26 protein-coding genes are annotated in these 25,043 nt (G+C 73.3%); 10 read left to right on the top strand and 16 right to left on the bottom strand.

Going from position 1 to position 25,043, the window contains the following annotated elements; all coding sequences use genetic code 11:
* Window positions 1-18 precede the first annotated feature (18 nt).
* The gene (locus tag IW256_RS15235; protein ID WP_197011606.1) at window positions 19-1,131 is read right to left on the bottom strand and encodes a hypothetical protein; all 1,113 of its coding nucleotides are present in this window, start codon (window positions 1,129-1,131) and stop codon (window positions 19-21) included.
* Complete coding sequence (locus IW256_RS15240; RefSeq protein WP_197011607.1) at window positions 1,128-2,369, bottom strand: hypothetical protein; 1,242 nt, start codon at window positions 2,367-2,369, stop codon at window positions 1,128-1,130. Before IW256_RS15240 ends, IW256_RS15235 begins: the two co-directional genes overlap by 4 nt.
* A 246-nt stretch (window positions 2,370-2,615) precedes the next feature.
* On the opposite strand from IW256_RS15240, the gene IW256_RS15245 reads away from it, so the two are divergent.
* Window positions 2,616-3,041, top strand: coding sequence for a CBS domain-containing protein (locus tag IW256_RS15245; protein ID WP_197011608.1), 426 nt, complete (start codon window positions 2,616-2,618; stop codon window positions 3,039-3,041).
* Between the two features lie 46 nt (window positions 3,042-3,087).
* Here IW256_RS15245 and IW256_RS15250 read toward each other — a convergent pair whose 3' ends face one another.
* Entirely contained in the window at window positions 3,088-3,720 is a 633-nt protein-coding gene (locus tag IW256_RS15250) for a class I SAM-dependent methyltransferase (RefSeq protein ID WP_197011609.1), read from the bottom strand.
* A 91-nt stretch (window positions 3,721-3,811) separates the two neighbouring features.
* Here IW256_RS15250 and IW256_RS15255 point away from each other — a divergent pair, with 91 nt between their 5' ends.
* The gene (locus IW256_RS15255) at window positions 3,812-4,573 is read left to right on the top strand and encodes a histidine phosphatase family protein (RefSeq protein ID WP_197011610.1); all 762 of its coding nucleotides are present in this window, start codon (window positions 3,812-3,814) and stop codon (window positions 4,571-4,573) included.
* On the opposite strand, the gene IW256_RS43230 is transcribed toward IW256_RS15255, so the two are convergent.
* From IW256_RS43230 to IW256_RS15270, 3 genes are all read right to left on the bottom strand, one after another.
* Window positions 4,543-5,415 carry an NAD(P)-dependent oxidoreductase gene (locus IW256_RS43230; protein ID WP_197011611.1) on the bottom strand — a complete coding sequence of 291 codons (873 nt, stop codon included), beginning with the start codon at window positions 5,413-5,415 and terminating at the stop codon, window positions 4,543-4,545. The genes IW256_RS15255 and IW256_RS43230 overlap by 31 nt on opposite strands.
* A gap of 51 nt (window positions 5,416-5,466) precedes the next feature.
* The gene (locus IW256_RS15265; RefSeq protein ID WP_307828898.1) at window positions 5,467-6,576 is read right to left on the bottom strand and encodes a phosphotransferase enzyme family protein; all 1,110 of its coding nucleotides are present in this window, start codon (window positions 6,574-6,576) and stop codon (window positions 5,467-5,469) included.
* A gap of 135 nt (window positions 6,577-6,711) precedes the next feature.
* On the bottom strand, window positions 6,712-7,113 hold the full coding sequence (locus IW256_RS15270) for a nitroreductase family deazaflavin-dependent oxidoreductase (protein WP_197011613.1): 402 nt from the start codon (window positions 7,111-7,113) through the stop codon (window positions 6,712-6,714).
* Window positions 7,114-7,344: 231 nt separating this feature from the next.
* Here IW256_RS15270 and paaI point away from each other — a divergent pair, with 231 nt between their 5' ends.
* On the top strand, window positions 7,345-7,872 hold the full coding sequence (gene paaI, locus IW256_RS15275) for a hydroxyphenylacetyl-CoA thioesterase PaaI (RefSeq protein WP_307828899.1): 528 nt from the start codon (window positions 7,345-7,347) through the stop codon (window positions 7,870-7,872).
* Window positions 7,873-7,914: 42 nt separating this feature from the next.
* Window positions 7,915-8,772 (top strand): LLM class F420-dependent oxidoreductase, encoded by an 858-nt coding sequence (locus IW256_RS15280; RefSeq protein ID WP_231403791.1) that lies wholly within the window; start codon window positions 7,915-7,917, stop codon window positions 8,770-8,772.
* 358 nt (window positions 8,773-9,130) lie between these two features.
* Here the strand turns inward: IW256_RS15280 and IW256_RS15285 are convergent, their stop codons facing one another.
* Window positions 9,131-9,997: a helix-turn-helix domain-containing protein gene (locus IW256_RS15285; RefSeq protein WP_197016327.1), complete on the bottom strand. Its 867-nt coding sequence runs from the start codon at window positions 9,995-9,997 to the stop codon at window positions 9,131-9,133.
* Between the two features lie 496 nt (window positions 9,998-10,493).
* Here IW256_RS15285 and IW256_RS15290 point away from each other — a divergent pair, with 496 nt between their 5' ends.
* Window positions 10,494-10,805, top strand: coding sequence for a hypothetical protein (locus IW256_RS15290; RefSeq protein ID WP_197011614.1), 312 nt, complete (start codon window positions 10,494-10,496; stop codon window positions 10,803-10,805).
* A gap of 108 nt (window positions 10,806-10,913) precedes the next feature.
* Here the strand turns inward: IW256_RS15290 and IW256_RS15295 are convergent, their stop codons facing one another.
* From IW256_RS15295 to IW256_RS15305, 3 genes are read right to left on the bottom strand one after another with little or no spacing between them, the layout of a single operon-like run.
* A complete protein-coding gene (locus tag IW256_RS15295) occupies window positions 10,914-11,693 on the bottom strand; it encodes an ABC transporter permease (protein ID WP_197011615.1) in 780 nt (259 codons plus the stop codon).
* Window positions 11,693-12,598 carry an ABC transporter permease subunit gene (locus tag IW256_RS15300; RefSeq protein ID WP_197011616.1) on the bottom strand — a complete coding sequence of 302 codons (906 nt, stop codon included), beginning with the start codon at window positions 12,596-12,598 and terminating at the stop codon, window positions 11,693-11,695. Before IW256_RS15300 ends, IW256_RS15295 begins: the two co-directional genes overlap by 1 nt.
* Window positions 12,595-13,506, bottom strand: a complete 912-nt coding sequence (locus IW256_RS15305; protein WP_197011617.1) for an ABC transporter ATP-binding protein — start codon at window positions 13,504-13,506, stop codon at window positions 12,595-12,597. Before IW256_RS15305 ends, IW256_RS15300 begins: the two co-directional genes overlap by 4 nt.
* A 167-nt stretch (window positions 13,507-13,673) precedes the next feature.
* On the opposite strand from IW256_RS15305, the gene IW256_RS42715 reads away from it, so the two are divergent.
* Both IW256_RS42715 and IW256_RS15315 read left to right on the top strand, forming a co-directional pair.
* Window positions 13,674-14,846, top strand: a complete 1,173-nt coding sequence (locus IW256_RS42715) for a sensor histidine kinase (RefSeq protein ID WP_197011618.1) — start codon at window positions 13,674-13,676, stop codon at window positions 14,844-14,846.
* Window positions 14,843-15,508, top strand: coding sequence for a response regulator (locus tag IW256_RS15315; protein ID WP_197011619.1), 666 nt, complete (start codon window positions 14,843-14,845; stop codon window positions 15,506-15,508). Before IW256_RS42715 ends, IW256_RS15315 begins: the two co-directional genes overlap by 4 nt.
* Window positions 15,509-15,598: 90 nt before the next feature.
* Here IW256_RS15315 and IW256_RS15320 read toward each other — a convergent pair whose 3' ends face one another.
* Window positions 15,599-16,501 (bottom strand): TIGR03620 family F420-dependent LLM class oxidoreductase, encoded by a 903-nt coding sequence (locus IW256_RS15320; RefSeq protein WP_197011620.1) that lies wholly within the window; start codon window positions 16,499-16,501, stop codon window positions 15,599-15,601.
* Window positions 16,502-16,587: 86 nt separating this feature from the next.
* Here IW256_RS15320 and IW256_RS15325 point away from each other — a divergent pair, with 86 nt between their 5' ends.
* Window positions 16,588-17,280 carry a TetR/AcrR family transcriptional regulator gene (locus IW256_RS15325; RefSeq protein ID WP_197011621.1) on the top strand — a complete coding sequence of 231 codons (693 nt, stop codon included), beginning with the start codon at window positions 16,588-16,590 and terminating at the stop codon, window positions 17,278-17,280.
* Between the two features lie 55 nt (window positions 17,281-17,335).
* The gene (locus tag IW256_RS15330) at window positions 17,336-17,929 is read left to right on the top strand and encodes a DUF4291 domain-containing protein (RefSeq protein WP_197011622.1); all 594 of its coding nucleotides are present in this window, start codon (window positions 17,336-17,338) and stop codon (window positions 17,927-17,929) included.
* Between the two features lie 146 nt (window positions 17,930-18,075).
* Here IW256_RS15330 and IW256_RS41120 read toward each other — a convergent pair whose 3' ends face one another.
* The gene (locus tag IW256_RS41120; protein WP_231403793.1) at window positions 18,076-18,747 is read right to left on the bottom strand and encodes a nucleoside triphosphate pyrophosphohydrolase; all 672 of its coding nucleotides are present in this window, start codon (window positions 18,745-18,747) and stop codon (window positions 18,076-18,078) included.
* An 80-nt stretch (window positions 18,748-18,827) separates the two neighbouring features.
* Between IW256_RS41120 and IW256_RS15340 the strand changes: the two genes are divergently transcribed.
* Window positions 18,828-20,171 carry an MFS transporter gene (locus tag IW256_RS15340; RefSeq protein WP_307828900.1) on the top strand — a complete coding sequence of 448 codons (1,344 nt, stop codon included), beginning with the start codon at window positions 18,828-18,830 and terminating at the stop codon, window positions 20,169-20,171.
* A 166-nt stretch (window positions 20,172-20,337) separates the two neighbouring features.
* On the opposite strand, the gene IW256_RS15345 is transcribed toward IW256_RS15340, so the two are convergent.
* The 4 genes from IW256_RS15345 to IW256_RS15360 form a co-directional block, all read right to left on the bottom strand.
* Entirely contained in the window at window positions 20,338-21,255 is a 918-nt protein-coding gene (locus IW256_RS15345) for a hypothetical protein (RefSeq protein WP_197011624.1), read from the bottom strand.
* A 252-nt stretch (window positions 21,256-21,507) separates the two neighbouring features.
* On the bottom strand, window positions 21,508-22,791 hold the full coding sequence (locus tag IW256_RS15350; RefSeq protein WP_197011625.1) for a citrate synthase: 1,284 nt from the start codon (window positions 22,789-22,791) through the stop codon (window positions 21,508-21,510).
* Between the two features lie 269 nt (window positions 22,792-23,060).
* Entirely contained in the window at window positions 23,061-23,969 is a 909-nt protein-coding gene (locus IW256_RS15355) for a serine/threonine-protein kinase (protein ID WP_231404795.1), read from the bottom strand.
* Window positions 23,970-24,074: 105 nt separating this feature from the next.
* Window positions 24,075-25,013, bottom strand: coding sequence for an aldo/keto reductase (locus tag IW256_RS15360; protein WP_197011627.1), 939 nt, complete (start codon window positions 25,011-25,013; stop codon window positions 24,075-24,077).
* Window positions 25,014-25,043 lie beyond the last annotated feature (30 nt).

Here is a 25,043-nt window from a genome sequence, read left to right on the forward strand (position 1 = left end):
TCCGGGCGGACGCGGCGATCATGCCGCTCCGTCCAGGGCGCCGCCCAGCACCTCGCGCCGGAGGCGGGCCGCGGTGCGCAGCTGGAGGGCGGTCTCGGCCAGGTCCTCGGCGGGCTCCAGCGAGCCGTCGGCCAGCGCCAGCGCGGTGCCGATCGTGTCGACGCCGCCGAGGTCGTCGCGGACCGAGCGGCCCAGGGTGCCGGTGGCGCCGCAGGCCCGCGCCTCGTCCCGGCAGAAGAACGCCATCTCGCAGCTGGCCATGCACTCGGGCGCGTACCGGGCCTCCACCGCGCGCACCGACCCGGGCAGCGCCTCGCCCGGCGCGAACGACACGTCGGGCGGCAGCTCGCCGACGATCGCGTCGATCCGGGTGAGCCGGGCCAGCTGCCGCTCCAGCACCGCCAGCTGGGGGCGCACGTCCACCGGTGTGGCGGTCGGCCGGTTGGAGAAGTTCTCCGGGCACACCAGGATCACCTCGTGCGAGACCCGCTCGGCGGGATGGCCGAGCTCGCCCACCAGGCGGCGCAGCGCCAGCACGTACACCGCGGCCTGGCGGGCGGCGGCGGCCACCTGCTCCGGCTCGGCCTGCCCGTCCACCACCGCGAACGACTTGATCTCGATGACGTGCAGCCGCCCGGCCAGCTGGAAGGCGATCACGTCGGGCTCCAGGTAGGCCGGCTGCCCCGCGATCTCCAGCCGCAGCAGCGGATGGTCGAACAGCGTGCCCTCGTCCGACTCCAGCGCGTGCGCGAGCAGCCGCCGGGTCCGGGCGTGCCGCAGCTCCCGCCCCTCGTTCCCGGCCACCACCTCCAGGTCGTCGTAGGCCACCTCGGGCACGGCCAGGCCGAGCCGGTCGCGCAGCAGGGTGATCAGCTCGGCGCAGCCGTCCGCCTTCACCTGGGCCTCGAACGCGTTGCCGCGCGTGATGGCGAACTGGGACTGGCCGAACGGCGAGGGGAACCCCAGCTCGCGGGCGAGGGCGTCCTTGTCGACCCCCGCGGCGTCCATCACCCCGCGGCGCGCGCACCCCGGGTTGGCGGTCAGCGCGGCGATCGTCCGGGCGTCGTGGTTGCGCGGTTGCGCGCCGCCGCGCAGCCGGTCCAGATCCAGGTCAAGGGCGGTATCGATCATCGGTCGTCCTCATGGGTGGCGCGGTGCGGCCGGATCGCCGAGGAGGCCGGCGGGTCGGGCCTGCGGGGCGTGCGGGGGGACGTCCCCCCGCTCGGGGCGCGGCGCCGCCGGATCGCCGACGGCGTCGGCTGATCCTCCTCGGCGGGCCGCGGGTTCTCGGGCGTGCGGGAGGCGGTGCTCCCGCGGGGGACGCGCGCGGGCGCGCCGCCGGACCGGCCGCCCTGGGGGACCGGCGCCGGGCCCAGGCCGGCGACCGGCGCGGGTCCGGCCGCCACGGGTCCGGCCGCGACGGGTCCGGGGCCGTGGGCCGGGACGGGTCCGGGGCCGTGGGCCGGGACGGCGGAGGGGCCGGCCGCGATCGCCGGTCCCGCCGCCGCGGGGGCGGGGCCGCCGGTGCCGGACGCGGCCGCGCGCATGGCGCGCAGGCGAGTGCCGAAGAGCCGCTCGGCGTCGCCGAGGCGGGTGCGGGCGCGTTCGGCCGCCTGCCGGCGCTGCCGGCCGTCGGCCGCGCGGTGCACCTCCAGCTCGGCCTCGGCGGCCTCGGCCAGCAGGGCGGGGTCGACGTCGCCGACGGCCGCGCCGGTGGTGCCGGGGATGTTGGCCGCGAACCGCCACAGCAGCCGCTGGACGGCGGGGGAGTGCGCGGTGCCGCCCCGCACGGCGTGCTCGGCGACCCGCCGCGCGGCGGTGAGGAAGTCGGTGCGCGGGCTCAGCGGGCCCACGACCCGCTGCTCCAGCGGCCAGGTGCTCACCGTGATCAGGCCGCGGGCCGGGGCCAGCAGGTCGGCGGTGAGCGCCGCGCACAGGTAGTAGGGCCGCGAGTAGGGCGCGGTGCGGAACGAGCGCTCCTCGTCCCGCCGCAGGCTCGTCAGCCTGGTCCCGGGGATCTCGCCGGGGAAGAACGCCGCGTACACCGAGCCGATCAGCTTGGGCGCCGCCGGGGCGCCGAGCAGGGTCAGCGCCTGGTGCACCTGCTCGCGCACCGGGACCATGCCGCGCTCGGCCTGCCGCCCGGCGCCCGCCGCCGCGGGCCGGGCGGGTGCGGGCGCGGGCGCGGCGCCGGTGGCCTCACCGAGCACCGCCTCGTCCCAGGCGTCCTCGGCGTCGCGCAGCCGCGAGCGCAGATCGCGGGCGGCCGGCCGATCGCCCCGCGCCATCGCGCGCCGGACGGCGGCGCGCAGTTCGGTGATGCGTTCCTCCAGTGCCTCGGGGCTCGGAACGCCGGATGACGCGGACATGCGGGTGAGAGTACAGCAGCTTCCAGACAGTTCCAGTAATTTCCAGTTTCGCGTGTCGCGTTTCGATGCGGGGGCGCCTCCAATGCTCTCGCGGTGCGCCGGTGAAAGGCGCCGAATGGAGAGAACGGCCCGCCGGGACCACTCCAGGCTTTGCCGTTACGGGCCGATCCCTGGCGTCCGTTTTGCCCGTCATGAGTGTTGTGTGCGAAATCGTGGACCTGTGCGACGGCAGTCGAAGGGGGTTCCATGACCACCGCACGCGACATCATGCACCGGGGCGTCGAGTGCATCGGAGAGAACGAGTCACTGTTCACCGCGTCCCAGAAAATGCGCGATCTGGGCGTCGGCGCGCTGCCCATCTGCGGCGAGGACGACCGGCTGCACGGCATCGTCACCGACCGGGACATCGTCCTGCGCTGCGTCGCCGAGGGACGCGACCCGGCCCAGGTGAAGGCGGGCGCCTTCGCCAGCGAGGACCTGCACTTCGTCACCGCCGAGGAGGACACCGACACGGTGGTGCGGACGATGGCGCGCTACCAGATCCGCCGCGTACCCGTGATCGATCAGAAGCGCCTGGTCGGAATGATCAGTGAGGCCGACGTCGCCCGCAACCTCCCGGAGGAGAAGATCGCCGAGTTCGTGGAGAGCGTCTGCGCGCCCACCCACACCTGACCGGGACGGACGTTCCGGCACGCCCCCCACGGGCATCCGGACCGTTTCAGCCCGCGCGGGGGCGGCTCCAGGAGATGGAGTAACGCCAGAGCAGATGGCGCCGGAACCGTGCCCCCGGCAGGAGCCGCAACGCCTCGTCCCGGACCTCTCCCCAGGTCATCTCGGGATCGGCGACCGGCGCGCCGGGATCGCCGGCCCGCCCGCGATGGCGCCGCCGGTGCAGATGGTGCGCCGGGACGCCCGCGGCTCCCCGCAGCCGGTCGCCGAACGACCCGTCGGCGGCCAGGCTGATCACGACCAGCCCGCCGCCCGGCCGGACGGCGTCGCGCATGACGGTGAGCGCCGCGGTGAAGTCCATGTGGTGGATCGCCGCGACACTGCAGACGAAGTCGAGGCTCCCCGCCGGGAGGCCGTGGGAGAGCAGGTCCGCCTCGACGAAGTCGGCGTTGGGAACGTCCCGGCTGGCCAGCCGGGCCGCCGCGATCATCTCGGGGGACGGGTCGAGTCCCGTGACGTGGCCCGCCCGCGCCGCGAGCCGGCGGACGAGCAGGCCGTCCCCGCAGCCGACGTCCAGCGCGTCACCGCATCCGCGCGGCACGGCCCGCAGGATCAGGTCGTGGTAGTGGGTGTTGTGGTTCCAATAGTAACCGGCCGGAGACGGCGGGTGCGTCCCTCTCATCGGTCGCGCTCCTCAACGGTCGTGGGCCGGTACCTTCGCGGGAGCCCGCGCGGGCTACCGCGCCGCCCCGCCGCGTGCCAGCCTAGCGTTCATGATCGAAACGACGGGCGCGCGGGCGTGGCTGATCCGGCACGGGCAGAGCGAGTCGAACGCGGGACTGCCCACCGACGGGCCCGGGGCCGCACCGCTCACACCGCTGGGCTGGGACCAGGCCGGACGGGTCGCCGCCGCCTTCACCGAACCGCCCGCCCTGATCGTCGCCTCATCGTTCCGGCGCGCCCGGGAGACCGCCCTGCCGACCAGGAGGCGGTTCCCCGAGGTGCCCTACGAGGAGTGGCCGGTCCAGGAGTTCACCTTCCTGGGGCACCTGCACGGCCCCCGCACCACCAACGCCGAGCGCCGTCCGCACAGTGTCGCCTACTGGAGGCGCGCCGACCCCTCGTTCACGCACGACGGAGACGGGGAGTCGTTCAAGCGGCTGATCGGCCGGACGCGGGACCTGGTGGAACGCCTCACCCGCCGCCCGGAGGGCCTCACCGCGGTCTTCACCCACGGCACGTACATGCGGGCGCTGATGTGGTCGCTCCTCACCGGGATCACCGACCCGGACGCCGTCGCGATGAACGCCTTCTTCCACTTCGTACAGGTCTGCCAGATGCCGAACGGGGCCATCGTCGAACTGCGGGCCGCCACGGACGGGCCCGAGCCCCTGCGGCTCGTCGGCGGATCGTTCACCCACCTGGAGGCCGGCGCCCCGAGCGCCGCCGGCAGCGGGGCCGGGCTCCCGGCCGCCCTCCCGCAGGCCGTGACGGACTCGGTCGGTCAACTCCCGGAGGAGAATCCGGCGAAGTAGGCGGCGGCCATGTCCTCGTCGCCGTGGCCCTGGCCGAGCGCGCGGCGGAAACGCTCGCCCGCCGCGTCGTTCATGTCCACGTGGACGCCTGCCGAGCGCGCCGCCTCGCCGATGAGCCGGGTGTCCTTCTCCGCGTTGCGCAGGGTGAAGCTGGGCGAGAAGTCGCCGTCCATGATCGCCTTCATCTTGGCCTGCAGGTACGCGCTGTCCAGGGGGCCGCCGGAGACGACCTCCCCGAACAGGGCGGGATCGAGGCCGAGGCCCTCGGCCAGCGCCAGCGCCTCGCCGACGAGCGAGGTCAGGGCGATGGCGTAGCCGACCGTGGTCATCTTGAGGCGGGTCCCGTTGCCCTCCGCGCCGTTCTCACCGATCCACAGCGTCCTGGCGCCGAGCACGCCGAACACCGGCTCCAGCGGGCCGCGGGCCGCCTCCGGCCCGGCCGCGAGGATCACCAGTGCGCCCTGCTCGGCGGGCTGCCGGGTCCCCTGGACGGGCGCGTCCACGAACACGACCTCGTGCTCGGCGGCCAGTCCCGCCAGCGGCTCCAGCGACGCCAGCCCGACCGTGCCCATCTGCGCCCACACCTGCCCTGGACGCAGGCCCGGCGCGGCGTCCCGCATGGCGGCCAGGACGGCCTCTCCGTCCTTCAGCATGGTGATGACGACGTCGGCCCCGGCCACCGCCTCGGCGGGCGACCCCGCCACGACGGCGCCGTCGGCCGCGAGCGGCTCGGCGCGGGCGCGGGTGCGGTTCCACACCCGGACCGTCATGCCGTGCCGGCACAGGTTGCGCGCCATCGCCGTCCCCATGATCCCGGTACCCAGCAGCGCGACAGCAGTCATGGTCGTTCTCCTCTCCGGCGTTCGAGTGGTGGTGCGGGCGGGCTCGGCGCCTCAGCCGTAGGCGGGGCTCCCGCCGGGCGTGCCCGCCGGCGCGGCGGTGTACGGCACGGCGAACGCGTCAAGGGTCGTCTCCAGGTGCGCCGACCACCACGAGACCAGCGCCGCGCCGCCGCCCATGGCGCCCGTACCCGCGCCGCCCGTTCTCTCACCTGGGGCGGGGCCGCCGGCGGGCTCGGCGCCGTCCCCCAGGTAGCGGTGCCGGAGCGGGGCGACGTCGCACAGCCGCTCCCACCACTCCCGGTGCACCGCCGACTGGATCTGCCCCGCGTCGAGCGGGAAGGCCGCCCGGTGCCCGCCGACGAAGGACTGCACCCGGTCGAGGTCGAGACCGCGCTCGTCCCCGTACGCGAACAGCGCCGCCGCCGCCCGGACCAGCTCGCCGGCGACCGGGCCGGTGGTCAGCGAGCCCCAGCCGAGCACCGCCGTCACGTTGCCCGAACCGCCGTAGCGCAGGTGCCCTTCGTGGAACGACCCGTGCAGGTGGCCGACCGTGCTCACCTCGATCTCCGGCGGCTGGTGGTCGGCCAGCTCGGTGAGGAGGGCGCGCCGCTCCCGCAGGCGCCGTTCGGTGAGCGCGGCGAAGTCGCCGCCGCGTCCGGCCCCGTCCGCGGGCAGGGCGGCGAGCATCGCGTCGATCGCGGCCACCGCGTCGGCGGCGCGCGGGGTGGGCACCAGCAGGCTCTGCTGGACGGGCGCGGTCAGCCGGTCCAGCGCGGCGTGCAGCTCGCCCAGCAGCTCCCCGAGCCGCTCGCACTGGCCGAAGGTCAGCTCCAGCCCGTCCCTCCGCCGGCCCGCCACCCACGGGTAGAGCGCGAAGCAGCGCCCGCCCGCCGTGACCAGGGTCCGTCCGCCGCCCGCTGCCGGCACGGGCGCCAGCACGGGCAGTCCCGCCGCGTCGAGCGCGGCGGTGACCCGGTGCTGGAACCGCACGCGGCGGCGCTCGCCGGGCCCGTGCTCCTTCAGGAAGTACGAGCCCGACTCGGCGTCCACCCGCCAGCCGTGGCGAGCCAGCGGCGCCGGCGGTGCCGGCGCGGCGATCCCCCAGCGCTTCAGCAGGCGCGGCGGCGGCTCGTCGCCGCCGGCGCTCGGTGACGTCGGCACCTCGGCACCTCGGTGGCTAGGGACGGTCGAACGCATGTTCACGCCGACGGTACACGCCTCCGCCCGTCCAGTGAAAGGGAACGGGCCGTCCCGGGACCGTCCCCCGCCCTCGGGGGGACGGTCCGGGCGTGGTGCTCAGACCCGTTCGAGGACCACGACCGGGATCTCGCGGTCGGTCTTGGTCTGGTACTCGTCGTAGGCGGGCCAGGCGGCGGCCATCTTCTTCCAGAGCGCGGGCTTCTCCTGCGGTGTCGCCGTGCGGGCGCGGGCGGTGAACTTGTCGCCGCGGATCTGCACCTGCACCTCGGGGTCGTCCTGGAGGTTGTGGTACCAGTCGGGGTGTGCGGGGTCCCCGCCCTTGGACGCCACCACCACGGGCGTGTCGCCGTCCAGCTGGTAGATCAGCGGCGTGGTGTAGGGCTTGCCGCTGCGCCGTCCCGTCGTCGTGAGCAGCAGGACCGTGGTCCCCTGCCAGTCGTGGCCCTCGGTCCCGTCGGTCTCCTGGTACCGCTGGACGTGCTCCTGTCCGAACAGCATGGGGATCTCCTCTACGCGGATGTCGGTGTCGTTGCCGGCGGCCGGTGGTCGTTCGGGGATCCGGCCGGCCATCCCGATCAACCACCGGCACCCGATGGACCTTCCCTTCCAGGAAGACCTCAATACGCTGAACCGGGCGCACCTGACGGCGTCCGGACGGACGGCGACCGGGAACGGCGACCGGGAACGGCGAGGGGAACGGCGGATGGTCACGGTGGACGGAGCGGGTCGGTGAGGGCTGCGGCGGAGGTGGCGCGACGGTGCGCCGAGGCGATGTACGGACGGGACCGGGTGGCGCTCGACCTCGGCATGGAGATCGCCGAGATCGCTCCCGGGCGGGCGCGGATCCGGATGAGGATCACCGGAACGATGGTGAACGGGCACGGGCTGGCCCACGGCGGCTACCTGTTCCTGCTGGCCGACTCCGCGTTCGCCTACGCCTGCAACAGCCACGACCGCGTCACGGTCGCCGCGGCGGCGGAGGTGATCTTCGTCGCCCCCGCGTACGAGGGTGACGTCCTGGAGGCCCTGGCCACCGAGCGCACCCGCTTCGGCCGCGGCGGCGTCTACGACGTGACCGTGCGGCGGGCGGACGGCGCCGTCATCGCCGAGTTCCGCGGTACCAGCCGCAGTCGTGACGAGCCGGTCCTGGGGAATGAGGACCTGGAGGACCGGCCCCCGGGGGAGCGGGCCCCGACGGATCGGGCCCCGGCCGATCAGGCCCGGCGGGATCAGGCCCGGCGGGCCCGGCGGGATTAGGCTGGCGGGCCGCCGGGTTGTCGCGGGGGAGGACATTCGATCATGGGAGGTTCGCCGATGGACATCGGCAGGTTGGGCATCTGGGACAGCGGCCTGCGCATGGGGGACGTGGGGCGCAACGCCGAGGCCGCGGCCGAACTGGAGGAACTGGGATACGGCGCCCTGTGGCTGGGCGGGAGCCCCGGTGTCAGGCATGCGGTCCCGCTGCTGGAGGCGACCTCGCGGATCGTCGTGGCCACCGGCATCCTCAGCATCTGGGACCACGAGCCCGAACGGGTCGCCGAGGAGCAGGCCGGTCTGGACGAGGCCCATCCGGGCCGCTTCCTCCTCGGCCTCGGTGCCAGCCACGGCGCGCTGGTGGGCGACCGCTACGCGCGCCCGTACTCGGCGATGATCGGCTACCTGGACCGGCTGGACGCGGCGGGGTCGCCGGCCGGCCACCGGGTGCTGGCGGCGCTGGGGCCCAGGATGCTCGCCGCCGCCCGGGACCGCGCCGCCGGCGCCCACCCGTACCTGGTCACGCCCGAGCACACCCGCCGGGCCCGCGAGATCCTCGGCACTGGCCCGCTGCTGGCGCCCGAGGTCAAGGCCGTCCTGGACGCAGACCCGGACCGGGCCCGCGCGGTCGCGCGCGGGCACCTGGAGATGTACCTGGCCCTGCCCAACTACACCAGGAACCTGCTGAAGCTGGGCTTCGGCGAGGAGGACCTGGTGGGCGGCGGCAGCGACGCCCTCATCGACGCGGTCTTCGCCTGGGGTGACCCGGAGGCCGTGGGCCGCCGGATCGCCGAGCACATCGATGCCGGCGCCGACCACGTGACGCTGCAGGTCGTCATACCGGACCAGGACCGGCTCCCGCTCCGCGAGTGGCGGGAGCTGGCGCCGCTGGTCACCGCCTGAGACCGGACCGAGCCACGGCGGCGCGGCTCCGCCGCCTCCCGGCGGACCTCGCGACGAGGGGCCGCCGGGAGGCCGCGCCGGTCATCGGGACGGAGCCGCGGCTTCACCGGCGCGGAGACGGCCGGGGCCACGGAGCCGGGCACGGGACCGGACACAGGGCCGGACGCGGGGCCGGACGCGGGGCCGGACATGTGTCGAACAGGATTCGGGCACAGAGCGTGCCCGTTTCTGACAGCCCGGAACGGGTGGCCGGATCCGGCCTGTCAGGCCCGTGGCAAGGCGGGCCGTGAGGCAGGTCGCATCGGACGGTGAACGGACGGCTCGCGTCGGAACGGTCCCATCGAGGACGTCGGAACGGTCAGAGCTGTTCGAGCACCGTGGTCAGGAACTTCACCGTGTCGTCGGGCCGGGTGGCCGCGATGCACAGGTTGTTCATGGCCCGCATGTAGGTGTCGACGTCCGAGGGCTTGTCCAGGTAGAGCGCGCTGGTGAGCTGCTCCATGAACACCACGTCCGACAGGCCGGGCTCGGCGAACCGCAGGATGGTGAACGGGCCGCCGACGGCCGCGTGCTCCATCGCGCCGAACGGCACGATCTGCAGCGTGACGTTGGGCTTGAGGGTCATGTCGATCAGATGCCGGATCTGGGCCCGCATGACCTCGCGCCCGCCGAGCGGGCGCCGCAGCACCGCCTCGTCCAGGACCGCCCACAGCGTCGGCCCCGAGGGCTGGGTGAAACGTTCCTGCCTGGTCATCCGCAGGTGGACGCGGCGCTGCACGTCCTCCTCGGAGGCGTCGTGATAGCCGAGCCGGACGACCGCGCGGGCGTAGTCCTCGGTCTGCAGCAGGCCCGGAATGAACTGCACCTCGTAGGAGCGGAGCAGGGAGGCGGCGCCCTCCAGGCCGAGGTAGGTCTCGAACCAGGCGGGCAGCACGTCGCCGTAGCGGTGCCACCAGCCGGGCGTGTTGGCCTCCTTGGCCAGCTGCAGCAGCGAGTCGCGCTCCTCGGGGTCCTCCACACCGTAGAGGGTGAGCAGGTCGGCGACGTCCCGCTCCTTGAACCCGACCCGGCCGAGCTCCATCCGGCTGATCTTGGAGTGGGAGCCCCGGATCTCGTATCCGGCCTCCTCGGTCGACATCCCGCGCGCCTCGCGCAGCCGGCGCAGCTGCGCGCCGAGCAGGATGCGCAGCACGGTGGGCCCGCCGTCACGCGGGTAGTCGAGGATGCGGCCGACGGCCGATGCGCTGTCGGCCGACGGCTTCTTCGCAGCGGAATCCTGGGGCAAGAGGTCACCAGCCAGTCGACGGGACCGTTCACAGGGCGGAACGGCACTGGAACATGCTAGAGGATCCACGCCCGAATTTGGGAAGAGTGAAAATTTCACCGTCGCCGGGACGGAGTGACCCTGGTAAGGGTCGGTGGTCACGCCGGGTCACCGCCGTCGCCGTGACCAGTGTGCATTTCCGGGGCGGCTGTCCGCTCTGGAATTCTACGGGGGCTCATGTGGTGCTGCAGGTAGTTTGCCATATATGGGTAGCGGTGGCACTCAGCGTGACGGTGACGAAGCTCTCCCCCCGGCGGCGGGAACCTCGGGAACGCCGGGAACGCTGACCGAGTCTTCTATCTACGGAGGCGCCGGCGGCCCGGTGCCCGCGCTCCGCGCGGGACGCGCAGCCGGACGCCGGTGTTCTGGATGACCAGTCCGTGTACCTGGGGGAGTCATGAACTCGACCACTCGTGAACTGCCCGAAGTCCGCTTCCTCACCTCCGGCCGCGTCACCGCGGCCGAGAAGGAGGCCGCCGAACGGGCCCTCCGTTCCGCGCTCGGGCACGCGTCCGGCACGATCGCCTCGGTGGCGGTCACGCTGAGCGTCGTGCCCGGCGACGCGCTGCCCCGCCCGGCGCTCGCCCAGGCGGTCGTCGAACTGGACGGCCGCAAACTGCGCGCGCAGGCGGCGGCCCGGGACCTGGACGAGGCGATCGCCCTGCTGCGCGGCCGTCTCGCGGTCCGCGCGTCCCACCCGCGGGGCTGACCGGGCCTGATCGGGCCTGCTCGGGCCTGATCGGGGCGCGGGCCGATCCGGGCCCGCGCCCCGCGGGCGTGGTGGGCGTGGTGGGCGGTCCGATCGTCCGGCTCCGCCTCAGGCGTCCCTGCGATTCAGGACGAGGGCCGCCGCGAGCAAGGGAACCACCACGTAGGCCGCCATCGCCACCGCCGCGGCCCAGGGCGGCAGCAGGCCCCCGTACACCGAGTTCGCGTTGTCCTCGCCGAGGATCTGCTCGGGGAGCGCGTCGGGCAGGAACGATCCGAGACGCTCGCCCCACGGTCCGGGAAGCAGGTTGCCGATAATCGGCAGCGGATACCACGGGACCACGAGGCCGATGATCGCCGCCGCGGTGGAACGCAGCAGGACGGCCAGCGCCACCCCGAGCACCGCGTACACCGCCACCGTGCACCCTCGCAGAAGCAGTTCGGGCAGCTCCCGGGCGATCGCCGTCCGATGGCCGGGAACGGGCCGGTCGCCGATGACCAGCCGGGTTCCCAGGAAGGTGACCAGCGTGAGCGCCAGCCCGGCGGCCAGCGCGACCGTGCCGGTCAGCCCGGCCTTGGCCGCCAGGACGGCGGTGCGGCCCGGCATGACGGCGAACGTGGTGCGGATCATGCCGCTGCGGTACTCGGCGCTGACGGACAGGACGCCCAGCACGCCGAGGGACAGGCTGCCCGCCCACGCCATCAGATGGGCCGGCTGGGCGAGACCGAATCCGGCACGACGCTCGGGGGAGAGCCCGTCCCAGATGAGCATCGCCTGCCAGGTGATCAGCACGCCCGGCACGATGAGGGCGAGCGCGACGCCGAGCGCCGCGTAGGTGGAACGGACCGAGCGGAGCTTGAGCCACTCGGCGGCCAGGATCGCGTTCATCACGGGTCCCTCCGGACGAAGGTGACGGCCCCCAGCGCCAGGGCGGCGGCCACGTACACCGCCATCACCGCGACCGCCGCCGCCGGGGACAGGACTCCCGGATCCTGGGTCCGGGCGGGCGCGGCGGCGATCTGGTCGGCGAGGCTCGCCGGCAGCGCCGACGCCAGGCGCGGGCCCCACGGCGAGGGCACCAGGTTCGTGAGCGGCGGGAGCACCATCAGCGAGATCACGACGGCCGTGACGGTCGCGGCGGTGGACCGCAGCGCCGTGCCGATCCCGCAGGCGACCAGGGCGATCATGGTCGTCGCCGCGGCCAGTGCGAGCAGATGGGCCACCTGCCCCGTCACCGGCGTCCGGAACTCCGGGAACGGCCGGTCGCCGGCGATCGCGTGCCCGGCCGCCACCGCCGCGGTCACGCACACCAGCGCGGTCACCGCCGTGACGGCGCCCAGGACCACGACCTTGGCCGTGAGCAGAGTGCCGCGGCGGGGGACGGCCGCCAGGGCGCCGCGGATCGTCCCGGTGGCGTACTCGGAGGTGATCGTGAGCGTGCCGAGCACGGCGGCGCAGATCGGCAGCGCCAGGACCAGCGGCTGCTCCGGGGGTGCAGCGCGGGCGGACGCCCGGCGCTCGGGGGAGAGCCCGTCCCAGTAGCGCGTCGCGTACCACGACCACAGCGCGCACAGGAGCAGGAACGCGAGCACCGTCGCGAGGAGGAAGGCGGTCGACCGCAGGGAGCGCAGCTTGATCCACTCGGCCGCGAGCGCGTCGATCAGCTCCTCCGGCCTGCCACGGCGCGTACGGTCGCCGGTGGCGATGCGGGCGCCGGCCTCACCCGGCCCCGGCCCCGGCCCCGGTCCCGGCCCCGGCCCCGGTCCCGGCGTTCCGCCGGAGAGCCGGTTCATGCGGCATCGCCTCCGGCGCGGTACTGGACGCTGCCGGCGGTCAGTTCCATGTACGCCTCTTCGAGTGAGGCGCTGCGCGGCGTCACCTCGTGCAGCGGGATCCCCCGGGCCGCCGCGAGGTCGCCGATCCCGGCCACCTCCAGCCCGTGCACCGACAGCTCCCCACCGGGCCCGGCGTCCACCTCCGCTCCGGCGGCGGCCAGGGCCGCCGCCAGCTCCGGAGCCCGCGGCGACCGCACGAGCACGCCCCGCCGGAACCGCTCGGCCAGCTCGCTCACCGACGTGTCGGCGATCAGGCGGCCCCGCCCGATGATGACCAGCCGGTCCGCGGTGAGCGCCATCTCGCTCATGAGGTGGCTGGAGATCAGCACGGTGCGGCCCTCGGCCGCCAGCGACCGCATCAGCTCCCGGATCCAGCGGACGCCGTCGGGGTCCAGCCCGTTGACCGGCTCGTCGAACAACAGCACGCCGGGGTCCCCCAGAAGCGCCCCCGCGATGCCGAGCCGCTGCCGCATGCCGAGCGAGAACCCGCCCACGCGCTTGCGGGCGACGCCCGCCAGCCCCACCTGCTCCAGAACCTCCGTCACCCGTGTGCCGGGAATGCGGTTGCCGCGGGCCATCCAGCGCAGGTGGTCCAGTGCGCTGCGCCCGCCGTGCGCGGCGTTGGCGTCCAGCAGCGCCCCCACCTCGCGCATCGGCCGGCGGAGCTCCCGGTAGCGGCGCCCGTTGACCAGGGCCCGGCCGGACGTCGGCGCGTCCAGCCCGAGCAGGACGCGCATGGTGGTGGACTTGCCCGCGCCGTTCGGGCCGAGGAAGCCGGTGACCGTCCCCGGCCGGGCCCGGAACGACAGCCCGTCGACCGCGGCCGACCGGCCGTACCGCTTGGTCAGCTCGCTCACTTCGATCATGCCGTCCACCGTCCCGTCCCGGACGCCCCGGCGCATCGGAGCGCGGTCGGGAACTCCATCAGGGCCCCCGGTGCGAGGACGGCGCTCCCAGGCGGCCCATCTCCTACCAGGGGATGACATGCCCAGGGGCGAGGCGGGCCCTGGGGCCGTCCCGGTACGGTCGGGGCGTGGACGATCCGGAGCCGCGCACCCTGGCGGCCCACCAGTGGCTGAGCAGGCGCCGGCTGATCGGCCTGGACGTCGCCGCGGCGGTGGCCTACACCCTTCTCATGCTGCTGATCGTCGGCCGGCGGGACGGCGGCGTGGCCGCGCCGCCGCTGGAGCTCCTGGTCGTGCTCCTGACCGGGCTGCCGCCGGCCGTGCGGCGCCTGTGGCCCGTATGGGTCTTCGCGTTGGTGCTGGCGATGTCGGTGCTGGGCATCGCCCTGCGGCTGCCGGGCGACTTCTTCGGCGCCGCCGCGTTCTCTCTCTATCCCGTCGCGCTGTCCCAGCCCCGGCGCTCCTGGCTCCCCACCACCCTGATCGGCGCGCTGAGCGGGACGGTCCTGCTGCTCGGCCTGGTGGCCGGTCCGCGCGGCCAGGGGGTGGACACGTACGGCAACGCCCTGCTGGGACTCGCCCTGATGGGCGTTTCCTGGACGATCGGACGGGCCGTCCGGGAACGCCGGGCCACCGCCGCGCACGCGGTCCGGCAGCTGGCCGGCCGTGCGGTGACCGAGGAACGCCTGCGGATCGCGCGCGAGATGCACGACGTCGTCGCGCACAGCATGAGCCTGATCGCGGTCAAGGCGGGCGTCGCCGTGCACGTCGCGGAGGCCCGTCCGCAGGAGGCCCTCGACGCCCTGCGCGTCATCGAGGACACCAGCCGGAGCGCGCTCGCCGAGATGCGCCACCTGCTGGGGGTCCTGCGCACCGGGGCCGCCGACCCGGCGGACGCGGCGCCGGCCCCGGTTCCCGGGCTGACCGGCCTGCCCCGGCTCGTGGACGCCGCCGGGATGGCCGGCGTCCACGTCGACCTGCGGATCAGCGTGGACGAACTGCCCGAGGGCATCGCCCTCGCGGTGCACCGGATCGTCCAGGAGGCGCTGACCAACATCGTCAAGCACGCCGCCCCCGCCCGCGGCCGGGTCGTGGTCGAGCAGGACGCGCGCGAGGTCCGGGTCGAGGTCACCGACGACGGGCCCGGCGTGCGCGTCCTGCCCGGCGCCGCCTCGGGCCACGGGCTGATCGGCATGCGGGAACGGGCGATGATGTACGGCGGAGATCTCACCGCGGGCCCCCGTCCGGAGGGCGGCTTCGCCGTCTCCGCCCGCCTGCCCTGCGACCGGAGCGACCCGTGACCGACCCCGTCCGCGTGCTGATCGCCGACGATCAGGCGCTGCTGCGCGGCAGCCTGCGCGTGCTGCTCGAGACCACCCCCGGCTTCGAGGTCGCGGGCGAGGCCGGTGACGGGGCCCGGGCCGTCGAGCTGGCCGTGGGCGCCGAGCCCGACGTCGTCCTGATGGACGTCCGGATGCCGGAGATGGACGGCATCGAGGCCACCCGCCGCGTCTGCGCCACCGTGCCCGCGGCACGGGTGCTGATCCTCACCACGTTCGACATCGACGCCTACGTGTACGCGGCGCTGCGGGCGGGCGCCAGCGGGTTCCTGCTGAAGGACGCCCACCCGGCCGATCTGCTGGCGGCCGTCCGGGTGGTCGCCTCCGGCGAGGCGCTGCTGGCCCCCGCCGTCACCCGCCGCCTGATCGCCGAGTTCGCGAGGCGGCCCGAGACCGGCCACCCCCCGGCGCGCGACCTGCGCGGCCTGACCGGCCGGGAACGCGAGGTCCTCACCCTGGTCGCCCGCGGCCTCTCCAACGCCGAACTGGCCGAGCATCTGCGGCTGAGCGTGGCGACGGTGAAGACCCACATCGGCAATCTCCTCGCCAAGCTCCACGCCCGCGACCGCGCCCAGCTGGTCATCGTCGCCTACGAGACCGGCCTGGTCCGCCCCCGCCCTTAGACCGTTCAAGCTCGCCGTCCGGCCGCTCCGCACCGCCGGCAGGGGAGGTCCAGGCCCCGCCCCGGGGCGGGCCCCGCTCCGGGGCGCCGCTCAGGCGCCGGACAGCGAGGGCGCCAGCCGTTCCAGAAGGCCGGTCATGGACCGCAGATCGGGACCGGGAACGGTCACGCACACATGGTCGGCGCCGGCGTCCAGATGGGCCCGGATCCGCTCCGCGACGGCCGCCTCGCCGCCCAGGGCGAACCGGGCGTCGATCAGCGCGTCGGTGCCCCCGCCGGCCAGGTCGGCGTCGCCGTACCCCATGCCCCGCAGCGCCCTGGTGTAGGGCGAGTCGGGAACGTCCAGGATGCCGGACTCGCGCACGACACGGCGGGCCGCGCCGAGATCGGGTTCGAGGACCGCCATCTGCAGGACGACCAGCAGCCGGTCGGGCCCAAGGACCTCCCGGGCGCGCCGGGTGTGCTCGACCGGCATCGCGGCGGGGAGCGCGCCGTCGGCCCGTTCCCGCGCCAGCTCCAGCATCCTCGGGCCGAGGGCCGCCACGAGCCGGGGGAACGGCACCGGCGGCCGGGGCGCCGACTCGACGGCGGTGTCCATCCGGTCGAGGTAGGCGCGCATCCGCCCCAGCGGGCGCTCCCATTTCTGGCCGCTCCGCTCGACGACCGCGTTCATGCTCACCCCGACGCCCAGCGCGAGGCGCCCCGGGTACGAGTCCGCCAGCACCGAGGCGCCGCCCTGCATGGCGGCCGGATGCCGTGCCCACACGTTGGCGATCGCCGAGCCGACGGCGATGCGGTCGGAGGCGGCCAGCAGCACCCCCATCTGCGTGAGCGCCTCCCGGCCGCCGATCGTCTCGTTCACCCACGCGGTCCCGTACCCGGCCTCCTCGACCCGCCGTACGCTCGCCCGCCACTCGGCGGCGGGGGCGATCTGGACCATCAGCCCGGCGCCGACCCGTCCCAGGCGGCGCCTGGCCTCCGCGATGTCCGCCACCGTCGTCTCCTCACTAGAATCGGAACGTTCAACCCGGTTAGGACCATACCGGAACGCACGCCCCGTTTGTCGAGAAGGGAGGCCCGATGACCGGGCCGACACCGCGCCGCGCCGACGCCCGGCGCAACCGGGAACGCGTCCTCGCCGCGGCGCGGGAGGCGTTCGCCCAGGAGGGCCTGCTGGTGCCGCTGGACGAGATCGCCCGCCGCGCCCAGGTCGGCGCGGGCACGGTCTACCGGCATTTCGCCACCAAAGAGGCGCTGTTCCGGGAGGTCGTCGCGGACCGGCTGGAGCAGATCGTCGCCGAGGGCCGGTCGCTGGCCGGCGCCGACGATCCCGGCGAGGCGTTCTACGGCTTCTTCGCCCGGGTGGTGGAGCAGGCGTCGTTCAACCATGCCGTGTGCGACGCCCTGCAGATGGAGGCGGGCATCGAGGGCTTCCGCGCGGGCGGGGTCGAGCGGCACTTCGACGCCGCCCTCGCCGTGCTGCTGCGGCGCGCCCAGGAGGCCGGCGCCGTCAGGGCCGACGTCGACTTCGACGATGTGCGCACCCTCATGGCGGGCTGCCTGGCCATGGAACGCAACCGCCGGGTCCCCGGCCGCATGGCGGCCCTCGCCTGTGACGCCCTCCGGCCTTCCGTAACGAAACCCGCACTTCGTAACGAAACTTGCGAGATATGTGACGGGCCGCTGGCCCCGGCCGCGACCGGCCGGCCCGCGCGGTACTGCGGCCCGGCGTGCCGCCAGAAGGCCCATCGGCGCCGCCGGAAAACCACTTGATCGGCCGGCGGCCGTTCCCTCACCGTGGACGGGCCCGACGATCACGAGGAGACCGATGAGGCAGATCCGCGCCGACCACGACCGTGATTCGATCACGGTCTACCAGGCGTACCGCCCCGAGATCGGCCGGCCCGCCGTCGAGCACGGACGCTTCGTTCCCCCGTTCTCCCGTGACCGGATGACCTGGATCAAGCCCTCCTTCCTCTGGCTGATGGCGCGCAGCAACTGGGCCCGGAAGCCGGGCCAGGAGATGGTCCTGGCCGTGCGGATCACCCGGGCGGGCTGGGAGGAGGCCCTGGGGCAGGCGGTCCCCACCCATCCCGACCGCAGGATCTTCGCCTCCAGCGACGAGTGGCGTACCCGCTTCGCGCAGGCCCTCGTCCACGTCCAGTGGGATCCGGAGCGCACCCTGCGCGGCCAGAAGCTCGACGCCCGCAGCATCCAGATCGGGCTGAGCCGCCACATCGTCGACCGCTATGTGGACGGCTGGACTCTCGGCATCGAGGACCTGACCCCGCTCGTCCGCAAGATCCACAGGCTTCTCCAGGAAGGGCACGCCGCCAAGGCCAAGGACCTCCTCCCACGCGAACGCCCGTACCCCCTCCCCGAGCCCTTGGCCCGCCACCTCGCCATCACCGGCGCCGACTGACCCCGGGGCCGGGAGGCCCCGTGCCCCGGCCGGAGGCCCTGTGCCCTGGCGGCAGGCCCTATGCCCTGGCCGGAGGCCTTTGCCCCGGCGGGAGGTCTGTGCCCTGGCCGGAGGCCCTGTGCCCAGCGGCAGGCGTTCATGGGGGCTCAAGGTGCATCGGGTGGCGGGAGGCGAAGAACGATGCGTTGCCGGAAGCCTCCATGGGCGTGGGCCTTCTCTTCTCGCAGGTGCTCCAGGTCGGCCGCGGTGAGGCCGTGGAGAGCGGCCAGCGCGTGAAGGACTTCGAGGATGTCGGCGAGTTCGGAGGGATCTCCGGACCCGGTGTACTCGCCGACCTCCTCCTCGAGCTTGGCGCGCAGGAGTGAGGTGTACTCGTCGTTCCCGGCGACGCGGACGTCGGGATTCCGGCCGCCCTTCCGGATGATCTGCGGAATCCCGTCTCGGACCAGCTTCTCGGCTGGCACGTCCACCTCCCCGGCGCGGCGGTCGAGCGACTGCACCCACTTCACCGCGACGGCGGCCGTCTGGACGAGTTCCGCGCGCAGGCGTCCGGGATCGGACTCGGCCAGCGCCTCGAAGAACTCCTCGGCGAGGATGTGCCGCCAGGTCAGTTCACCGCGGGACGAGGCGGCGGCGCATTCGGCCTTGGCCGCCTCAGCCCGATCGGCGTACGCCGGCCCGCTCCCGTCGGGGAACTCCTGGACGCCCCACAGATCGTCCTGCGAGGCGCGCTCCGCCGCGATATCGGCCAGGACGCGGGTGAGCCCGCCGGCTGGTCGCTTGTTCTCCATGGCCCCGACGGTAGCGACGGCGGCCATGCACGGCGGATCATGGTCTTCCGCCGGCGCGGTGAAACAGGTTCTAATGACGGATGCATCCCGCGTCCCTCTCCCGGTCCGTGCGTGTCGGTTATGGTCTCGGTTCTTTCTGCGCCGGGACGTTCAGCACCGTCCCGGGGCTGCTCCTCCTCTACTACATGACGAACACCCTCGGGGTGCCGGCGGGGCTGGCCGGGCTGGCGGTCTTCCTGCCCAAGGCGTGGGACCTGCTGGTCAATCCCTACGTGGGCCGTCTGTCGGACCGTACGGTCTCCCGTCATGGCGCCCGCCGCCCGTGGCTGCTGGCGGGCGCGGTCTTCCTGCCGCCGGCCTTCGCCCTGACGTTCGCCGGCAGTCCGTTCCGGGGAGCGTCCGCGGCCCCGTACGTGGGAGTCTGCTTCCTGCTCGCAGCCACGGCCTTCGCCCTTTTCGAGGTGCCGTACAAGGCGATGCCCGCGGAGATGACCGATGACTACCACGAGCAGTCGGGACTACTGACCTGGCGGATGGGGTTTCTGGGGCTGGCGATCCTCCTGTCCGGCGGCCTCGCGCCCGCGCTGGTCAACATCGACGGCGGTGAACCGACGACCGGCGGTTATCGCCTGATGGGGCTGGTGATCGGAGCGGTGCTGCTGGCCGCGATGGTGGCCACGTTCTTCGGCACGGCGCGGGCACCGCGGATCGAACGGGCCGAGTCCGAGCATGTCGGCGCCCGCGAGCAGATCGCCGCCGCGCGCGGCAACCGCCCCTTCATGCTGCTGCTCGGGCTCAGCGCCGCCCAGATGCTCGCGGTGGGGACGATGCTCGCCGGTGCCCCCTACTTCGCCTCCTACATCCTCGGGAACACGGGCGCGGTCACGACGCTGTTCCTCGCTCTCATCGGTCCGATGGTCGTGCTGATGCCGGCCTGGGTGCGGGTCTCGCGCAAGTTCGACAAGCGCGGCGGCATGGTGGTCTCCAGCCTCCTGTTCATGACCGGCGGGGCGGCGCTGATCCTGACGCCGTCGTTCGGCCCGGTGTACGCCCACGCGTGCGCCGTGCTGATGGGCGTGGGCTACGCCGGCCTGCAACTGCTGCAGTTCTCGATGCTGGCCGACACCCTCATCTACGACGAACTGCGCTCGGGTAAGCGCCGTGCGGGGGTGTACACGGGACTCTGGACGGCGGTCGAGACCGTGATGATGGCCTTCGGCGCGCTGCTGCTGGGCTGGGTGCTGGACGCGGCCGGCTTCATCTCCTCCGAACCCGATGAGCCGGTCCGGCAGCCTGACAGCGCGATCGACGCCATCCTTCTCGGGGGCGCCCTGGTCCCCGCGCTGCTCATGTTCATCGCCATCGCCTTCACCTTGAGGTACGACCTCACCGCCGAGCGGCTGGCCGCCCTGCGCGAGTCCCGGGCCGGGGCCGTCCCGGAGCCGTCCTGATCAACGGCGCCGAACGGTGGGCCTGTCCGGCCGCGCCGCCAGCCGCCACCCGTGGGCGGAACGTGCCGCCGCCTCCGGACGGGAGCCCTGCGAGAGTGCTGCGGTTCTCACCCGCGCGATCTGGCAGTGGGGGAGGACGCGGCCCACCCTCGGGCCGTCAGGATGGTCAGGCCCCGGTCGGAACGGGGTCCGGGCCGCAGCTGAGCAGGTCGTACAGGACGGGCGGGAGCTCGTCCCACAGCCATTCGTTCAAGGTCCCGGGGAAGCAGTCCGGCGGGCCCACGTCGAGGAGAAGGGGGCCCGAGGGGGTGAGGCGTACGGTGACCGGGTCACCGGTCCACAAGGCATCGCGGACGCCCCAGAAAGCGCTGAAGTCCTCGCCTGTGAGAGTCAGTTCACGGGGGAACGTATGACCGCCCGGCTGATTGCCCATCGGCAGTAAGCGCTGGGCCGTCGTGCGGAGGACGTTCAGGGCGGCGAGGTCATGGGGGCAGGAGACGCGCGTCATCCGCAGCTCGGGGAGTGCGAAGCGGGTCAGGCCCTTGGTGGTGAGCTCGACGCAGTCACAGGCGTCCACGTCTTCTTCGGACGTCTTGCAGCGGCCGTCGTCCCGGTAGGGCGGCAGCCAGACGCCGAGCCAGTCGTCGGCCAGCCTGAAGGAGGAGGCCTCGCCGGAACGGGAGGACAGGATCTGACCGGTGTCGAGGTCGACCGGGACCGCGTCCAGATGCTCGGCGATGGACCTGGCCGCCGCCCGTGCGAGTTGCAGGCCGTACGGCCGGTCCGAAGACGGCAGCGCGGTGGTGACGCCGATGTGATGGCCGGCCGAGAGCGCGCGTTCCTCGAGCGCGATGTCATCGTCGGTCGTGCCGGCCGCGTGGTCGAGGCACCAGGGCGAGTGCGCCGCGGGATAGGAGGTGACGGCCAGCCTGGACGTGCCCAGCCGCTCGACCGCCTCGACGGTGAAGGGGGCGGCCAGCGGCCTGAGGGCGGACACGGGGAGGTCGTCGGGTGCGTGGTCGCTGGCGACCACGAAGCACGAGGTGGTCGTTTCGGGGACGGTGAAGCTGATGGACTCGGACATGAGCGTGCGCCTCCTCGGGCCGTTGCCGGACGACTGGATCCAGGCTGGGCCGAGGGCGCGGCCGACGGAACTAGAACAGCGTTCTGTGGAAAACTCGGCCGGGAAGGGCGCCCGTTCCCTGTGAAGCCGGTGCTCTGCGAACGCGAACAGGGCCGGAAACGGATTCCCGGCCCTGTCGGTTCGTTCAGACGCTTCCGTGGAGCCGGGGCCCTGCCGCGTTCCGGGCGGCGAGACCCCGCGCCTTCCGAGAGGTCAGCGGGACCCCAGGTCCACGTAATGGCGCTCGCTCGGACCCACGTACACCTGGCGCGGCCGGCCGATCTTGGTGGTCGGGTCGCTCATCATCTCGCGCCACTGGGCGATCCACCCCGGAAGCCGGCCCAGGGCGAACAGCACGGTGAAGGCGTTGGTGGGGAAGCCCATCGCCTTGTAGATGACGCCGGTGTAGAAGTCGACGTTGGGGTAGAGCTTGCGCTCGATGAAGTAGTCGTCGTTGAGGGCCACCTCTTCCAGCCGCATGGCAAGGTCCAGCAGGGGGTCGGACTTGCCCAGCGTTTCCAGGACGCTGCGGGTGGCCTCCTTCACCACGGCGGCCCGCGGGTCGTAGTTGCGGTAGACCCGGTGGCCGAAGCCCATCAACTTGACGCCCGGCTCCTTGTCCTTGACCCGCCGTACGAAGGAGTCGACGTCGTCCCCGTCCTGGTGGATGCGTTCGAGCATCTCCAGGACGGCCTGGTTGGCGCCGCCGTGGAGCGGGCCGAACAGGGCGTCGACCCCCGCCGAGATCGAGGAGAACAGGTTGGCGTGGCTGGAGCCCACCAGGCGCACGGTCGAGGTCGAGCAGTTCTGCTCGTGGTCGGCGTGCAGGATGAACAGCATGTCGAGGATCCGCACGATCTCGGGGTCGACCTCGTACGGCTGCGTGGGCAGCCCGAAGGTCATGCGCAGGAAGTTCTCGACATACCCCAGGGAGTTGTCGGGGTAGAGCAGCGGCTGCCCGATGGAGGTCTTGTAGGCGTAGGCGGCGATCGTCGGCAGCTTGGCGATCAGCCGGATGCTGGACAGGTCGACCTGCTCGGAGTCGAACGGGTCGAGGCTGTCCTGGTAGAAGGTCGACAGCGCGCTCACGGCCGACGACAGCACCGCCATCGGGTGGGCGCGCCGGGGGAAGGCCGAGAAGAAGGCACGGAACTTCTCGTCCAGCAGCGTGTGGTTGCGGACGCTGTCGGTGAACGACCAGAGCTCGTCGGCGGTGGGCAGGTTCCCGTAGATCAGCAGGTACGCGACCTCCAGGAACGAGGATTTCTCCGCCAGTTCGTGGATGGGGTAACCGCGATAGCGCAGGATCCCCGCGTCACCGTCGATATAGGTGATCGCCGAAGTGGTGGACGCTGTGTTGGTGAAGCCGGTGTCAAGGGTGACGTGGCCCGTCTCCTTGAGCAGCTGGTTGATACCCAGACCCGAGGGTCCCTCGGTCGATCGCGTCACCTCGAGGGGCATCCGGCCGCCTGCGTGGTTGAGTTCGAAATCGGACATACTCTCTCTCGCTCCCAACTCCGTCCACACCTGCGTAGACGTTCCGTATCTCATCGTATCCACGCGATCATGCGGCCTGATCGGCGGGCTGGCCGAGGTTGACGGCGGTGGTTGACGCGCACGCGGCGGGGTGCCGCGGTGGGCGCATGGCTGATCACGTTGCGCGTGAACCGGTGGAGCGGGCCCGGCAGGAGATCTCCGCCGCCGCGACCGGCAAGGGTTCCCGGCGAGGTCGCGCCGGCGATGCTCGCCAATGAGCCCCGGCGAGTTCAACCGGTCTCGAAGTGCCGGGGGAGCACCGCCGTGGCCTCGGTGACGGTCTGCTCGTGTTCGCCGATCAGATGCGCCACCTCCGCGGGCAGCCATTCCTCGCCGTAGTGGGCGTCGAGCAGCGTCGAGAGCGCGGTGAGGACCTGCTCCGGGGATGGACGATCGGAGGCTTCCTTGGAGAGGCACCGGGTGACCAGGCCGCGCAGGGGGTCCGGTAGCCCCTCCAGGTCGGGCTCACCGTAGGCGATGCGCCCCCGCACCTTGTGACCGGTGCCGAAGGGTCCCTTGCCGACCGCCGCGTACACCAGTGTGGCGCCCAGCGAGAACACGTCGCTCAGAGGTGTGACGGCCTCACCCAGCGCCTGCTCCGGCGACATGTAGGCCGGCGTGCCGAGGATCAGGGATCGCGACAGGGGCACGGCGTCGAGAGGGCGGGCGATGCCGAAGTCGATGACCCGGGGGCCGTCGGCGGCGAGGAGCACGTTGGACGGCTTGAGGTCTCGATGGACGATTCCCGCCCCGTGGATGGCGATGAGGGCCTCCGCGAGTCCCGCCCCAAGGCGGCAGGCCGCCTGCTCGGGCAGCGGCCCTTTCGCGGTCACCGCGGCCGAAAGGCTGACGCCCTTGATGTACTGCGTCGCCAGCCAGGGGCGTTCCGCGTCCGGGTCGGCGTCCACGACGGGCGCGGTGTAGAAGCCGCTCACCGACCGGGCCGAGGCCACCTCGCGCCGGAAACGTTCCCTCCAGTGGGCGTCGCCGAGCAGTTCCGACCTGATCAGTTTGACGGCGACCAGCCGGCGGCTGGGCGAACTGGCCAGGAAGACCTCCCCCATGCCGCCCTCGCCCAGCTTGGCCGCCACCCGGTACGAACCGATCGTCTGGGGCGTGTCCGGGGGCAGAGGCAGCATGGGCACCGATTTCCGATCATGACGGGGGCCGTCCAATCGTGCCACGCCCGCCGCCGGGCCTCAGCCACCGCGCGTGCGCCGTGGGCCGGGACTCTGAGACAGGGCCTAGGCCCAGGGGAGAGCTGCCCTTTCCTGCCAGTAGCGTGCAGGTGGGAGGGCCAGCGGGACCAGCGTCTCGAGGTCGTCCTCATCCAGCACGAGGTTCACCGCAGCGAGGTTGGACTGCAACTGGGCGGTGCTCACCGCGCCCATGAGCACCGTGTCCGCCCAAGGCCGGCTCAGTACGGCGGCAAGGGCGACCGTGTCGGGCCCGGCACCGTGCCGGTCGGCCACCTGCCGCAGTGCCCGCGGCGGCCGGACCGCCAGCCTTCCGTTGGCCATCGCCTCCTTGACCAGTACGTGGACGCCCTGATCATGCGCTTCCCGGAGTGCCGCGCCCACCGAAGGGTCGAGGACGTTCCACGTGGACTGCACCGTGCTGAACAGACGTCGCCCGCGCACCTCCAGGGCCAGCGCCCGTCTCACGGTCTCGGCCTGCCGCGGGCCGGACGTGGAGAACCCCAGCCGCAGTCCCTCCGCGGCGGCCTCGGCGAGCGCGCCCTGCAGCGCCAGGTCACCGAACAGCGGGCTGTCCTCGGTGAGCGAATGGACCTGGTAGACCGAGAGCGCCTCACCGAGGAACCGCCTGCTCTCCAAGTACTGCTCACGGAACCGCCCCAGACTGTGCTCCTTGACCTCGTGCACGTCGGCGTCCAACCGCCACTCGCCCACGTACGTGTAGCCCCACTTGCTGGAAACGGTGATGTCCTGGTGGCCCCGCTCAGCCAGCCAGCCGCCCAGGAAGTCCTCGGACGACCCGTATGAGCGCGCGGCGTCCACCCAGCGGACACCGGCCGCGTAGGCGGCGTTCAGCACCTCCCACGTCGCCTTCCTCAGGTCCTCCACCCCACGCTCCGGGGGGAGGGCCTGCGAGCGTCCCACGTTGATGTACGCCGGCCTTCCCAGCGCGGCCAGCCCCATCCCCAGACGTCGCACAGCGTTCATGACTTCCACCTTCGCACGGTCCCCGACCGG

Source organism: Actinomadura viridis (assembly GCF_015751755.1).
In the GTDB taxonomy this organism is placed as follows: Bacteria; Actinomycetota; Actinomycetes; order Streptosporangiales; family Streptosporangiaceae; genus Spirillospora; species Spirillospora viridis.

Bases quoted from the DNA above. Each gene is read 5' to 3' on its own strand.
- IW256_RS15235 (WP_197011606.1), bottom strand. From the start codon at position 1,131: ATGATCGATACCGCCCTTGACCTGGATCTGGACCGGCTGCGCGGCGGC.
- IW256_RS15240 (WP_197011607.1), bottom strand. From the start codon at position 2,369: ATGTCCGCGTCATCCGGCGTTCCGAGCCCCGAGGCACTGGAGGAACGC.
- IW256_RS15245 (WP_197011608.1), top strand. From the start codon at position 2,616: ATGACCACCGCACGCGACATCATGCACCGGGGCGTCGAGTGCATCGGA.
- IW256_RS15250 (WP_197011609.1), bottom strand. From the start codon at position 3,720: ATGAGAGGGACGCACCCGCCGTCTCCGGCCGGTTACTATTGGAACCAC.
- IW256_RS15255 (WP_197011610.1), top strand. From the start codon at position 3,812: ATGATCGAAACGACGGGCGCGCGGGCGTGGCTGATCCGGCACGGGCAG.
- IW256_RS43230 (WP_197011611.1), bottom strand. From the start codon at position 5,415: ATGACTGCTGTCGCGCTGCTGGGTACCGGGATCATGGGGACGGCGATG.
- IW256_RS15270 (WP_197011613.1), bottom strand. From the start codon at position 7,113: ATGCTGTTCGGACAGGAGCACGTCCAGCGGTACCAGGAGACCGACGGG.
- IW256_RS15280 (WP_231403791.1), top strand. From the start codon at position 7,915: ATGGGAGGTTCGCCGATGGACATCGGCAGGTTGGGCATCTGGGACAGC.
- IW256_RS15290 (WP_197011614.1), top strand. From the start codon at position 10,494: ATGAACTCGACCACTCGTGAACTGCCCGAAGTCCGCTTCCTCACCTCC.
- IW256_RS15295 (WP_197011615.1), bottom strand. From the start codon at position 11,693: ATGAACGCGATCCTGGCCGCCGAGTGGCTCAAGCTCCGCTCGGTCCGT.
- IW256_RS15300 (WP_197011616.1), bottom strand. From the start codon at position 12,598: ATGAACCGGCTCTCCGGCGGAACGCCGGGACCGGGGCCGGGGCCGGGA.
- IW256_RS15305 (WP_197011617.1), bottom strand. From the start codon at position 13,506: ATGATCGAAGTGAGCGAGCTGACCAAGCGGTACGGCCGGTCGGCCGCG.
- IW256_RS15325 (WP_197011621.1), top strand. From the start codon at position 16,588: ATGACCGGGCCGACACCGCGCCGCGCCGACGCCCGGCGCAACCGGGAA.
- IW256_RS15330 (WP_197011622.1), top strand. From the start codon at position 17,336: ATGAGGCAGATCCGCGCCGACCACGACCGTGATTCGATCACGGTCTAC.
- IW256_RS41120 (WP_231403793.1), bottom strand. From the start codon at position 18,747: ATGGCCGCCGTCGCTACCGTCGGGGCCATGGAGAACAAGCGACCAGCC.
- IW256_RS15345 (WP_197011624.1), bottom strand. From the start codon at position 21,255: ATGTCCGAGTCCATCAGCTTCACCGTCCCCGAAACGACCACCTCGTGC.
- IW256_RS15350 (WP_197011625.1), bottom strand. From the start codon at position 22,791: ATGTCCGATTTCGAACTCAACCACGCAGGCGGCCGGATGCCCCTCGAG.
- IW256_RS15355 (WP_231404795.1), bottom strand. From the start codon at position 23,969: ATGCTGCCTCTGCCCCCGGACACGCCCCAGACGATCGGTTCGTACCGG.
- IW256_RS15360 (WP_197011627.1), bottom strand. From the start codon at position 25,013: ATGAACGCTGTGCGACGTCTGGGGATGGGGCTGGCCGCGCTGGGAAGG.